Source organism: Tenacibaculum sp. Cn5-46 (assembly GCF_022347705.1).
GTDB classification, from domain to species: Bacteria; Bacteroidota; Bacteroidia; order Flavobacteriales; family Flavobacteriaceae; genus Polaribacter; species Polaribacter aiptasiae.
Map to the genome: position 1 here is coordinate 142,598 of NZ_JAKRGD010000004.1, position 12,709 is coordinate 155,306.

Sequence of the window (12,709 nt, forward strand, 5' to 3'; positions counted from 1 at the left end):
TTTTATATGTTTAATACCTTATAACTAATTAGTAGTACAACTTTATTTAAAATTCAGTATAGGTTCGTTCTTTATTAATTTGGTTGGAATCTTAAACTTTACTTCTCCTGTATAAGTTCCTAAATCACCTATTGTTAAGTTTAAATACTCTTCCTTTAAATATTTGTTATCTCTTGGATACACAAACAACATTGTTGTTGCTCTACTCATCCCATACATTCTTGGATATACATAATCCAGCAATCCTAATGTATCCTTCTTTGGTGTAAAAACATGTACTTTTTTATCCATTCCAAAGGCTAGCTCATTCACCATTCGTCCAAACTCATTTCGATTTCGTGGTGTGGTACTCAATAACTCTTTGTTATTTCTTGACATCGATAAAGTGAAATATAAATACTGTCTGTATTTATCTCGAAGTTTTTTTATTTTTTCTTTATCATTTACCTCACCTAACTCTTGTAGTACTAATAAATCTGTAGGTTTATATAGCAACGAAAAATCATAGTTATTTACATTTTTCTCTTGTAAATAACCATGATCTGTATCTTGTAAGTAGCTCCACATTTCATCTTTTGTATCAAAAGATTTTGTTCTGCAACTACTTAACAATAGTATACCTATAAGCAATACATAATAACGATTCATAGCTTAATCGTGTTTAACTCTTTTTATTTATAGCAATATTTAAATTCTATTTTACTTTCCTTGAAACTCTTTATTTAAGCCTTCTAATACTACAGCTGTTAAATCTGAACTTTCATCTGCATACATTACATTACCAGATCCACTTGCTCCAAAGATAATTTTATAACCATTCTCTTTTCCGTATTCTTTTACATAGTCGTTAATATCATTTACAACAGTCTGAGTAGCTTTTTTATCAGCTTCTTGAATTTGCTTCTGAATTGCTTGCTGATAATTATTTATTTGCTGTTGTTTATTCCCTAACAATTCTTGCTTTAATTTCAACTCTTTCTTCGAATATCCTGAACGCTCCTTTTCATATAACTTTAACTCCTTTTGCCAGTCAACTACCAAACTATCTACATTCGATTTTAACACCTTGGCTTTTTTCTCAAACTCTGCTCTTACAACCTTAGTTCTCTTATAACCATCTAATAATTTATTCACATCTACATACACCAACTCTGATGAATTCTGTGATAAAAAAAAGGTTAAGATTGAAAATATTAGAGCTAAAGCTGCTAAAGGAAAAGCTAGTTTCTTCATGCTTGTTTTTTAATTATTTTATTGATTGAATTTGCAATTTTTTGGAAGACAAATATATTATTTAATTTTTGTTAAAAAAAGCTTAATTTATTTATTCTTTAATCTTCTTAAATAGATTTTGGCTGTTAAAAACTCTTTTCTTGTTCTATAATTTTTTTTCTTTTCAAAACTCACAGAAAATAGTTCTCCTAAATTACTTTTTTCTATATAGTTGATGAGTTTTAATATTTTCATATAACTACCTTTTATCTCAAAAGAATAGGTTTCTAATACTGTAGAATTGTTTTTCTGTATATGAGGTTTATTAAAAGCTTTTATTTCTACTTTGTCTTCTAAAGAAAACTGCGTTATTTTTTGCAATAATATTTGCTGAAACGAACTATTTACAGATATTTTATTTTCTTTTAAAAAAGCATCTAAATGCCTTTTCTTTTTATTCAAGTAATTAATTTCCGCTGTAGCATTATCTAACAGCTGTTTCTCTTTCAATAACTCAGAATATTCTGACTTTAATTCTAATGTATTTTTTATTGCTAGCTTGTACACTATAAATAAAGCTGCTAAAAAAACTACAGGTATCAATATTTTTTTCTGAGAACTATTCATCTCCTATATGTATTAATAATTCAAATAATGAATTAGCAGTTTTTTCTTTTCCATATTTAATAATGGTAATATTTTCTACCCAATCATTCTTTTTTAAACTTGATACTAACCTCAAAAAGTCTTCATTGCTTTTTGTAATTCCTTTTATCAAAATATTCTTTTCATCAGCTAATATTGGTTTATCTTTTTTTACCTGCGATTTTATTGGCTGATACTTCAGCTCTTTTAATAATATTGTATTAGGAATTTCTTTAGCTATGATATCTAAATATCTTGATACATTTGATAATGATGCTGTTTCTAAACTTTTAACTACTTTTTCTTTTTGAGCTATCTCTTTTTTTAATCGTAGTAAAAATTCTTTTTGAGTTTTATTCAGAACAACATACTCATTTAATTCATTAACTTTTGAATTATAACTACTGAATAACAAGAAGTTTATCAACAAAACAATAAATAAAAACCCTAAGCCTACTTTCAGGCTTATATCAAATAGTTTTTTAGATGTAAAACTCTTTAATAATCTTGAGTTTTGTTCCTCTAAGCCTTTTTGAAATATACTTTTATCAAAAAAAACACTTAATACACCTGCTAATCCTAATACCTCATTATTAGCAATACTTAAATCATTAATTGAATACGTTTCTTCTTTAACTTCTAATTTACTTATCTCTTCAACTCGCTTATTATTAATTGCAACATAAGCATTAGAAGTATATAAACTTCTTTCATAAAAAGGTAATAATTGTTGAACTGATAAATTACCTAATGAAAAACCTACAATTGATATTTTCAACTTTTGGTATTTTTTTATCAACTCGTCAACATAGTTCTTTCTACATATAGCTATAAAAGTACTTTCTTTATTTGAATACATTTCATAATAAAAATCACCTAATACTATATTTGGAAATGTGTTTCTTACAACTAATCTTTCGTCTTCATCTACAATATTTACCTTTTTTGATAATACTTGCTGATTATTTATTACTAAATATGAATGCTTTTGTGTTTTAAAACTAGTTAAAACTTCTTCTGGTGTTTTATATTGATTCCTATCTGTTATTACTAACTCATTCTTTTTTTTGGAAACATTCAAAACATTTATTTTCTCTGAATTATCAGAAATAAAATGTTCTATAGTGCAATAACTATTCTTATAAAACAACCTTTGTTTTAACTTATTCATCTTCCTGCATTTTTAATACTAACGTATAATTGTTGGTTTAATTAATACTGAAAGCTTGGTTTTTGAATCCGTTCGAGTTTTTTTACTAAAAAGCCATTTTATTACTGGCACTCTTGATAAAAATGGCACTCCTCTCCCTGAATCATTCTTTAAGTTTTCTTCTAACCCTCCTAAAATAATTACATCTTGATCTCTTACTCTTATAGTTGAATTAAACTCTCTAGAATTCATACCTGGAGGTGCTTCTGGCTCTATACGTTCTCCATTAAAATTAGACTGCACTACATTTATACTCATCGTAATCTGTTCATTTCCAGAAACCATAGGTTTAATCGCTATTGATAAATCTGCATCTATTGGAACATAATTCTTAATTTCAGACGTTTGTGGATTTTGAGACCCTATAATATCTCTTCTTGTTACCGCATAGTATTTACGCTGTCCATTAGATAAAGTAGCTTGGTGTCCGTTTAATGTTGATAATTTAGGTGTAGATCTAATTTTTACATTACCGTTAGATTCCATTGCTTGAATCTTAGCATAAAAATTAGGTACCACTCTTCCTATATTTTTAGATCCGAATCCTTTAAACCCACCAATAATTTTATTAATTGAAGTTGCTCCTAAAGTTAAATCAGTTGCTGAAAATAAGGTTCCTTGATCAGTCGTAGGCTCTTTTCCTAAACCTAACTCTACTCCAGCAGAAACCGTAGCTGATTTCTGTACTTCTAAAATCATAACCTCTATTAAAATTACTGGAACAGGTTTATCTATTTTCTTTATAAAATCTTTAAACCTTTCTACTTTTTGTGAGTCTCCAGTTACAACAAAACTATTCAACTCCCTATCTGTTTGGACATCTAAACCATTAGTTATATCTTTTGGTATAATATTAATTAGAGCTTCTGATTTTGAACTATAACTACCAAAATTGCTATTTTGAGTAGGTACATTTCTTCTATTATTATTGAAATTATTGCTATTGTTATTAAAATTTCTATTTCCGTTAAAATTCTGATTCTGGTTATTGAAGTTATTCGTATTAGACGTATATATTCCTCCTGTATTGTAGCCTGGACTAAAACTATTTCTATTAGTCCTACTTTGCATTGGCTGATTCATAACCTCTATTGAACGATGCATTAAGGAAATAATAGCTGTTGTTTTTAATGAAGCTTGAGTTTCTTCTCCGAAATAATAAACTCCATCTTTCTTTTTAAAAGTAAACTTTTTATCCTCCAATAATTTTTCTAATAATTTATCAAAAGTGATATTATTAGCTTTTACCGAAGCCATCCCAATGTTATTTAAAGGTGCATTGGTAAACATATTTACGTTTAATTCATTCGCTATATCCTTTATAACAGAACCTGTCTTTATATTTTCAAAATCAACATCTAGGAGCTGTTTTACACTATCTTTAACTTTAAAAAAGAAATTCGATTCTCTATACCTTTTAGGTTTAATTATCCCTCCATTTCTTCCATTTCTAATCCTTTGAGAATTACTAGAAGCTATTTCTCCATCATTTTCAAATAAATAATAATCGTCTTTTGTTTTTGTTACTCTTAATTGATTTGAAAAAGCTAATTTATCTACAGCGCTTTCAAAAGATTTGTTTTTTATATATCCTGAAAGTTTCTTTCCACCTAAACCAGGAGAAAAAACTAGGTTCTTACCAGTTACATCCGTTATTTTTTTAAAAGCTACTGCTAAAGAATCATTTCTTAAATCTATTGAAAATAAATCTCTTCCCTTATCATACTCTACTAAAATATTTCTCGGAATATAACTTGGTTTTTCTGGAACTGGTATAAATTTCCTTAATGAAATAATATTACCTGTAACATTAAATGTTAACTTATATTCTTTACATAGATATAAAACTATATCTCTAACTGAAGCGTTTGTAAAATTATGAGTTAATACTATGTTTGCAACTCCTTCTAGTCGTATACTTAAGTTTACTTTAGACTCTTTACTAAGTGTTTTAATGAATAATGGTAATTTTAAATTTGTAATATTAAAATTTACTTTATTCTCTAAATTAGGTATGGTATTCTTTAATGTAGTTAAAGTTGTTTCTAGTTTGTTTATTCTTTCAAATTCTGTTTCTTTTTGTGCTAAAAGAACACCTGAATAGACAAAAAACAGTACTATGAATATTTTTTTTATCAAAATAGTATATTTTTTTGGTAAGAAGATTTTCTCTCCTCTTTCTTAGTCATTTTTATTTCACTTCTATAGTGAATGTACTACTCTTTTCACTTTTGTTACCCGCTTTATCAAAAGATTGTACATACCAATGATACGTGTCTTTCTCAACATTATCTTTTGTAAAAGCTTTGTTTGCCCCTATTCCTTTAAAGCTTAATGTTGATAAACTAGCATCTGTAAACACATAAATACTATCTACCTCTTCCGTACCTACTATATCAGCTCTTTTCCATGTAAAATTTATTGTAGTCTCCGTTTGTGAAGTACTATTCGCTGGAGTTAAATTTTCTGGAGTATTTGGTTTCTTTGAATCAATGGTAATTAATCTTGAAGAATATTTACCATTTTGTGATGCACTTTGTGGTCTTACTTTCCAAACAAAATCACCTTCTGTAAAATCAAAAGTAAATGAATTATCTGTTACTATTACATCCTTTATATTGGTTCCTTGGTCGTTTGGTTCCCAAATTTGCAATCTGTATTCTGTAGCACTTGCTAACTCTTTCCAACTTAATTTTTGAGTTACTTGATTACTTACAGCTTTATCTATTGGTAATAACAACTCTACTTCTGCATTGGTTAAATCGGCATTTATCACTTCCATTCCCTGAGTTGTATAACCCGTTTCATATTCTGTGTTCTTTGCCTTTACTCTCCATTCGTATACTCCTATTTTTAGAGTATGTGTAAATGAATTTTTAGTAATAACTGTATCCAATACAATTTGAGAAGCTTGAGCAAATGTTGGCTTAGCTATTTGTAATTGATATGATGATGCATCTGCTATGCTTTCCCATATAAAATTTACTGCACCTTCTTCAACTGTAACATTATCTGTTGGTGCTACAATTTCTACAACACTATCTGATATATCCTCTAATAAGATTGCTTCGCATGCAAAAAAAACAAATACTAAAAGTGCTAAGCTCTTTTTTGCTATTCTCTTTATTTTATTCATAGCTTTTAAAATTTAAAAGTACTTTTTCTTAATTCTTTTTCTAATTTCTCTACATTTTTATTTGTAGCATTTTTGCAAGTCTCTCCTTCTTCAAGAATCGTTGCTAACTTTAATTTCTTTCTATCAGTTACCATCCAACAAAAAGACGCTTTTTTATAAGCAAAAACATCGTTTTTACTCATATCTATTTCTCCAACTTTACTTTGGTTTTTATAGATATATAAACGCTGTTTTTTCTGATTATCGGTTGTCAAATAAAAAGCATCTGCACTAAGTAATTTGTTACTTAACGATTTTGGAGCAACAAAACGTAAACTTGTTACAATTTTTGCTTCTGGAGTCTTTTTTAGATAATTAAATAGTAATGAATTACTATTTATTGCATTTATCACTTCTACTTTATCATTAAGATTTATTTCAAAGTATTTAGGTTTATTTTCAATACTATCAATATATTTAACACTATTCAATACTTTTTTGTTTTTAATAGCTTTTAAATATTGATTATAATTTTTTTTAGTAAAGTTTTTTTCTATTAAGGAAATTTTAATAAGGTTTTCATAATTAGGTATACCTATTTCTTCAAAATCAGTTTTGTGAACTGATTTCTTCTTAACTCCAATAACTCCTAACTCTACATTCTTTTGTGTTTTGTTAAAATTATTTTTATGGGGCAATACTCCACAGGACATAAATATTCCTACCATGAATAAGCATAGCAATTCTCTTATTTTCATATCTTTTTTTATTTTCTAAATAATCCCAGCAAACAAAAGTAGTATTTTTTTTTATTTTTGTCTCTCAAAACAATATCTATGAAAAATAAAAATATAGTATTCAAAAAAACTGATGCCTTTAACTTACAGGAATTATTAGTTGTTTTAGTTATTATTGGAATCTTAATATTAATAGCATTACCTAACTTAATGCCTTTAATTACAAAAGCAAAAAAAATAGAAGCTCAAACCCAATTAGAACACATATACAATATGCAACGTAATTATTTTTATATGAATTCTAAGTACTCTAATGATTTAAGTGCTGTTGATTTTATTCCTCCAAAAACTATAAATCAAGGTGGAACTTCTAATTATAACTACGAAATAATACAAGCTACAAATAATGCTTTTAAAGCCAAAGCAGTTGCTATAACCGATTTTGATGGTGACGGAGTTTTAAATATTTGGGAAATTGATCAGGATAATAATTTAGTTGAAGTTGTTAAAGACTAATTTACCTATTGATATACAATAAAAAACCAAGCATTTAGCTTGGTTTTTTTTATGTTTTTTATTTCTTTACTAATATTTTATACTCCCATGGTTCTAATGAGATTTCTTCTCCACTTAACTTAACTTCTTCTCCCGACATATAATCAACAAAACTCCCTTCATATTGAATATTTTCTTTAATTGGTTGTTTTGATAGATTTCCGATAAATATCACTTCTTTATTATTTTTTTTTCTTGAGAATACTAAAGCTTCTTTTGTTGTATTGAATAAATCATATGATGCTGCTACTTTTCCTCCATTTAAAGCTACATTAGTTGTTTTAAGTTCTCCTAACTTTTTTAATAAGCTCCACTCTTTTCCTTTTGTATGTGGAATAGAATCTTTTTCAAAAAACTTTAACCTGTGGTCTAATCCATATTCTTGACCTGAGTATATTAATGGCATTCCTGGAGCTACATAGGTTAACGCTGTAAAAAGCTCTGCTGCATCTCCCATTCTTTCTTTAATTGTACCATTCCAAGAGTTTTCGTCATGATTGGTTACAAAGTTCATTAGAATATCATCTTTTTCATACAAAGTATCTATTTGTACCATTCTTTTATTCCAATCTTTTACACTTTCTTCTCCTTTTGCAATATGATTCATTCTATGGTGTGTATCCCATCCATATCCCATATCAAACAAACCTTCTTTCATTAATTCTGGTTCCCAAGCTTCTGCTAACATAAAAATGTCTTTTTTAGCTCTTAATTGTGGAATTGCTTCTTGCCAAAAGTCAGTAGGTACTGATCCTGCAACATCACAACGGAATCCATCCACTCCTTCTTTTGTAATCCAATATTGCATGTCTTTTACCATCTCTTTACGTAACTCTTTGTTATCGTAATTTAAATCTGCTACATCTGCCCAACCTACTGGTGTTCCATCTTCATTTAAAGGGTCTGTAATTTCTCCTTTATCATTTTTAGTATAAAATTCTGGGTTTGTTTTTAACCATGTATGATCCCATCCTGTGTGATTTGGTACCCAATCTAAAATAACATACATATTATTTTCATGTGCTGTTTTCACTAATTTTCTAAAGTCCTCTATAGTTCCAAACTCTGGATTTATCTTAGTAAAATCTGATACTGCATAATAACTTCCTAATGCTTTTGCTTGTTCTTTTGGATCGGTTAATTTTGATGCAAAATCTCCTCCTGTTGCTTTTCTTTTTGTTTGTGAAATTGGAAAAACTGGCATTAACCAAATAATTTTCACTCCTAATTCCTTTAACTGAGGAATGTCTTTTGTAAACTGCTCAAATGTCCCTTCTTTTGAATATTGACGAATATTTGCCTCGTATATAATAGCATTCTCCATCATTTCATTTGTAACTGGAGCTATTGAAACTTCTTTTGTTTCTTTTACCTCTTTTTTAGCTACTTCTTTTTTCTCTGTTTTACAAGCAAACAACATTGCTGCTACTAAAAAAATACTAATTGTTTTTTTCATTCTTTATTGTTTAATAATACTCATAGCTACCCCCCCACCTGAAGCTAATTTTATGTTCATTTTAGTTTTATTGGTTACTTCTATTGTTTCTATTTCTAAATCTAATGGATTGTTGTTCCAATGCGCATTTTTACCATCTTTATAAATGGTTACTTTATAAGTTCCTTCTTCTAAAAAGTTAAAATCTAATGGTATCTCTCTTGATTTTTCATTTGTAATTGCTCCTAAAAACCAATTATTGGTATTTCTTTCCTCTCTTGTAATTATTACATATTCTCCTACCTCTCCATTTAAAACTTTCGTTTGTTTCCAATCTACACCTACCTCTTTTATAAATTGTAAGGCTTTTGGATTTGCTTCATAATGTTCTACTAAATCGGCCGCCATTTGTACTGGACTATAAATAACAATATATAAAGCTAATTGCTGTGCTAAAGTGGTATTTACTTGATTATCTTTTTTAAACTCATCAAACTTTATATTGAAAATCCCTGGTGTAAAATCTATAGGTCCTGCTAACATTCTTGTAAATACAACTATTGGTAAGTGCTCTGGTGGATTTCCACCATCAGAAGCCCAAGCGTTGAACTCTTGCCCCCTCAACCCTTCTCTTGATATTGTATTTGGATATGTTCTTCTTAATCCTGTTGCTTTAATTGGCTCATGAGCATTAATTGCTATTTGATATTTAGCTGCTTTCTCAACAGTATTGTTGTAATGATTTACCATTTTTTGCCCATGATGATACTCTCCTTTTGGTAATATCTTACCTACATAACCTGTTTTTACTGCATGCATTCCGTACTTTTTCATTAATGCAAAAGCAGTGTCTTGTTGCTTTGTATAAGTAGCTGTTGCTGCTGAAGTTTCATGGTGCATTATAATATCTACTCCTTTTTCTTTTCCATAACGAACTATTTCTTCAATATCATAATCTGGATATGGCGTTACAAAATCAAAAACTCCTTCTCTATCTTCAAATCCTATCCAATTTTCCCAACCTGTATTCCAACCTTCTACTAATACTCCTTTGATATTATTCTTTGCTGAAAAATCGATAAATCTTTTCACATTTTCTGTCGTTGCTCCATGTCGTCCATGAGCTTTACCAGTATCTACCCATTTTCCATTTTCATCTTTAGTCATTCCGTAATCCCAAGACGATTTACCTAAATGCATTTCCCACCAAACTCCTGTATACTTCATTGGTTTAAACCAAGAAACATCTCCTAATTTATTTGGTTCATTTAAATTAACTATCAAATTAGATGCTATTAAATCTGGAGCATTATCTGTTATTTGAATTGTACGCCAAGGTGTATTAAACGGCAGTGTTCTTTTTACTTTATAATCATTGTTTTTTGAGCCTACCAAAATACTCTTCAGCTTTAATTCTTTTTCATCTACTCCTAATGTCATACCTGAGTAATCTACTAATGCAGCCTCATGAAAACTTAAATGCAATCCGTTTTTACCAACCATAGTTACTGGTGTATTAACAGCATTATGTGGTATTTGTGTTTGTGCTAAATTTCCGTGATTTGCTTTTGCTAATGCATCTATTTTCGACAATGGTGTTGTATTGTATAAATGCTCATAACTATCCCAATCTCCTGGAATCCAAAAAGTTTTATAATCTTCCGTTAAATTAAATTCTGTATGCTCTTCTGTTATTAAAACTTCTGATAATCCTTCTTGTTTTGGAAACTCGTATCTGAAGCCTATTCCATCATTATAAACTTTAAATACTACTGAGAACTTACGTTTTGAACCATCTTCTTCTAATTTTACTTTTAATTCATTGTAATTATTTACAACTTCTTCTTGTTCTCCCCAAGGCATTTGCCAAGTTTCATTAAAAGTACTTGTTTCTGTATTTAATACTTTTAAGTTTTCTTTTAATGCTTTTGCATTTTTAAACTCAAAACCTAAATACGATGTATCTATCACTATTTCGTTTTTTCTTTTAACGATATAGTATGAAGATTTACTCTTATCTAAACCAAACTCTACTTTTAATTGCGTATCTGGTGAAGTTATTTCTATATCTTTTTTACTCTTACTACATGAAAATAAGAGTACTGTAACTGCTAATAAGGCTAGTTTTTTCATCTTTAATTTATCTTTTCTAATAAAACTACTGGCTGACTTCCTTTTACCGCTATTTTTCCTTCTTTTACTTCGCAAGTAAGATTTGAAAAAGTATCTTTCAGTTTATCTCCATCTTTAAATATAGGAGAAACCACAATCTCATTGGTTTCATTAACTAAGTTTAATCCAACCACGACTTTATCTGTATAATCTCCTTCTTTATAAACTCTAGAAAAAACATAAGGTTCTTTAGTTATCATCTGATGTTTTCCCGCTCCTACTGCCGGATGATTTTTACGAAACTGCCCTAACTTTTGCCAGTATTCTAATACTTTTTGCGTTTGTTTATTATTCGTTATTTCCTCCCAATTCATAAATGAACGTAACGTTGCATCTCCTTCTGTTCCTTCTATGACTAAAGAACGTGCTGACTCATCACCATAATAAACTTGCGATGTTCCTAATCCTAATAATAATCTATTTGCTGTTTCAAATGGCTTTTCTCTCTTTGGATCAAATGGCTGACCGTCATCATGTGAACTAACATAATTTAAAGTTCCATAACCTTTTAATTTTTTATTTAAAATACTATCGTACTTCACATTCGAGTCTTCATAACTCAATTGTTTTGCATTCCATTTAAATTCAAAATTGATTAAACTATTAAATGCTTTATCAAAATAGTTCACTTTTTTATCGCCAAAATCATAGTTTTTTTCACCACTTATTCCATATCCATATACTTCCCCTACTAAATAAAATGGCGTTTTATCTAACACTTTCTCTGGGTGATCTTTTTTCCATTTTTCAAATGCATAATCACATTCTTTTTTAAATTCTTGCCATACATTTTCTTCTGTATGCTTTACTGTATCTACTCTATACCCATCTATTCCATATTCTGTAATATAGTCTGTTAACCATTTTATAATATAAAATCTTGGTGCTCTTGGGTAACCTGTTCTAGCAAAAAACTCATCTAATTCTTTTACTTCTTCTTCATATCTACCTTCTTGCTTCCATTTTTCTACCAGTTGTGATGGTAATTCTACATTTTCATTACTCTCTGTTTTTATATCTGGTAAATTTTTAACCAATGTACATGTTACTGTATTTTTATAATTATTATATACACATTGTGGCTCTGTTCTTACCCATTCTGATGGCCATACTGGATCTTTTTCCGTGACTGGACCTGTATGGTTTATTACAGCATCTAACAAAATTCTAATTCCGTTTTTATGTGCTGTTTCTACTAGTTCTTTTAAGTCCTCTTTGGTACCATAATTAGGATCTATTTTTGTCCAATCTTTTGTCCAATATCCATGAAAACCATAAGTTACTCCTGTTCCTTCATCTGTTCCTCCATGTATTTGTTCAACTATTGGAGTCATCCAAATAGCATTGATTCCTAATTTGGTAAAGTAACCTTCTTTTATTTTTTGGGTAATTCCTTTGATGTCTCCTCCTTCAAAACCTCTTAACTTCCCTGGTTCTTTTGTTCTATCAAAATTAACGTCATTGCCTGTATCACCATTATTAAATCTATCGGTTAATAAAAAATATAAGTTTGCTCCGTTCCATACAAAAGGAGTTTTTTGTTCTTTTTTTACTGGTTCCTGCACTTTTGTTTTACAAGCGACCATACTTACCACTAGAAGAATTACAATTGCTAGTTTCCTCATTTT

11 protein-coding genes are annotated in these 12,709 nt (G+C 29.0%); 1 reads left to right on the plus strand and 10 read right to left on the minus strand.

Annotated elements, in window-relative coordinates; translation table 11 throughout:
* Positions 1-42 precede the first annotated feature (42 nt).
* The 7 genes from MHN29_RS09670 to MHN29_RS09700 all read right to left on the minus strand — a co-directional run bounded on the left by MHN29_RS09670 (position 43) and on the right by MHN29_RS09700 (position 6,940).
* Positions 43-648, minus strand: coding sequence for a hypothetical protein (locus MHN29_RS09670; RefSeq protein WP_235274804.1), 606 nt, complete (start codon positions 646-648; stop codon positions 43-45).
* A 51-nt stretch (positions 649-699) separates the two neighbouring features.
* On the minus strand, positions 700-1,233 hold the full coding sequence (locus MHN29_RS09675; protein ID WP_235274803.1) for an OmpH family outer membrane protein: 534 nt from the start codon (positions 1,231-1,233) through the stop codon (positions 700-702).
* A gap of 87 nt (positions 1,234-1,320) precedes the next feature.
* A complete protein-coding gene (locus MHN29_RS09680) occupies positions 1,321-1,839 on the minus strand; it encodes a hypothetical protein (RefSeq protein ID WP_235274802.1) in 519 nt (172 codons plus the stop codon).
* The gene (locus MHN29_RS09685; RefSeq protein ID WP_235274801.1) at positions 1,832-3,028 is read right to left on the minus strand and encodes a hypothetical protein; all 1,197 of its coding nucleotides are present in this window, start codon (positions 3,026-3,028) and stop codon (positions 1,832-1,834) included. Before MHN29_RS09685 ends, MHN29_RS09680 begins: the two co-directional genes overlap by 8 nt.
* 18 nt (positions 3,029-3,046) lie before the next feature.
* The gene (locus tag MHN29_RS09690) at positions 3,047-5,206 is read right to left on the minus strand and encodes a type II secretion system protein GspD (protein ID WP_235274800.1); all 2,160 of its coding nucleotides are present in this window, start codon (positions 5,204-5,206) and stop codon (positions 3,047-3,049) included.
* A gap of 52 nt (positions 5,207-5,258) precedes the next feature.
* Positions 5,259-6,203, minus strand: coding sequence for a hypothetical protein (locus MHN29_RS09695; protein ID WP_235274799.1), 945 nt, complete (start codon positions 6,201-6,203; stop codon positions 5,259-5,261).
* Positions 6,204-6,208: 5 nt separating this feature from the next.
* On the minus strand, positions 6,209-6,940 hold the full coding sequence (locus MHN29_RS09700) for a hypothetical protein (protein WP_235274798.1): 732 nt from the start codon (positions 6,938-6,940) through the stop codon (positions 6,209-6,211).
* Positions 6,941-7,018: 78 nt separating this feature from the next.
* On the opposite strand from MHN29_RS09700, the gene MHN29_RS09705 reads away from it, so the two are divergent.
* Positions 7,019-7,435 (plus strand): type IV pilin protein, encoded by a 417-nt coding sequence (locus tag MHN29_RS09705; protein WP_235274797.1) that lies wholly within the window; start codon positions 7,019-7,021, stop codon positions 7,433-7,435.
* 58 nt (positions 7,436-7,493) lie between these two features.
* Here the strand turns inward: MHN29_RS09705 and MHN29_RS09710 are convergent, their stop codons facing one another.
* The 3 genes from MHN29_RS09710 to MHN29_RS09720 are packed head-to-tail and all read right to left on the minus strand — an operon-like array spanning position 7,494 to position 12,706.
* Entirely contained in the window at positions 7,494-8,930 is a 1,437-nt protein-coding gene (locus MHN29_RS09710) for an alpha-amylase family glycosyl hydrolase (RefSeq protein ID WP_235274796.1), read from the minus strand.
* A 3-nt stretch (positions 8,931-8,933) separates the two neighbouring features.
* Positions 8,934-11,042, minus strand: coding sequence for a glycoside hydrolase family 97 protein (locus tag MHN29_RS09715; protein WP_235274795.1), 2,109 nt, complete (start codon positions 11,040-11,042; stop codon positions 8,934-8,936).
* A gap of 2 nt (positions 11,043-11,044) precedes the next feature.
* Positions 11,045-12,706, minus strand: a complete 1,662-nt coding sequence (locus MHN29_RS09720; RefSeq protein ID WP_235274794.1) for an alpha-amylase family glycosyl hydrolase — start codon at positions 12,704-12,706, stop codon at positions 11,045-11,047.
* Between the last annotated feature and the right edge of the window lie 3 nt (positions 12,707-12,709).

Coding starts and splice junctions, on each gene's coding strand:
- MHN29_RS09670 (WP_235274804.1), bottom strand. CDS start 648: ATGAATCGTTATTATGTATTGCTTATAGGTATACTATTGTTAAGTAGT.
- MHN29_RS09675 (WP_235274803.1), bottom strand. CDS start 1,233: ATGAAGAAACTAGCTTTTCCTTTAGCAGCTTTAGCTCTAATATTTTCA.
- MHN29_RS09680 (WP_235274802.1), bottom strand. CDS start 1,839: ATGAATAGTTCTCAGAAAAAAATATTGATACCTGTAGTTTTTTTAGCA.
- MHN29_RS09685 (WP_235274801.1), bottom strand. CDS start 3,028: ATGAATAAGTTAAAACAAAGGTTGTTTTATAAGAATAGTTATTGCACT.
- MHN29_RS09695 (WP_235274799.1), bottom strand. CDS start 6,203: ATGAATAAAATAAAGAGAATAGCAAAAAAGAGCTTAGCACTTTTAGTA.
- MHN29_RS09700 (WP_235274798.1), bottom strand. CDS start 6,940: ATGAAAATAAGAGAATTGCTATGCTTATTCATGGTAGGAATATTTATG.
- MHN29_RS09705 (WP_235274797.1), top strand. CDS start 7,019: ATGAAAAATAAAAATATAGTATTCAAAAAAACTGATGCCTTTAACTTA.
- MHN29_RS09710 (WP_235274796.1), bottom strand. CDS start 8,930: ATGAAAAAAACAATTAGTATTTTTTTAGTAGCAGCAATGTTGTTTGCT.
- MHN29_RS09715 (WP_235274795.1), bottom strand. CDS start 11,042: ATGAAAAAACTAGCCTTATTAGCAGTTACAGTACTCTTATTTTCATGT.
- MHN29_RS09720 (WP_235274794.1), bottom strand. CDS start 12,706: ATGAGGAAACTAGCAATTGTAATTCTTCTAGTGGTAAGTATGGTCGCT.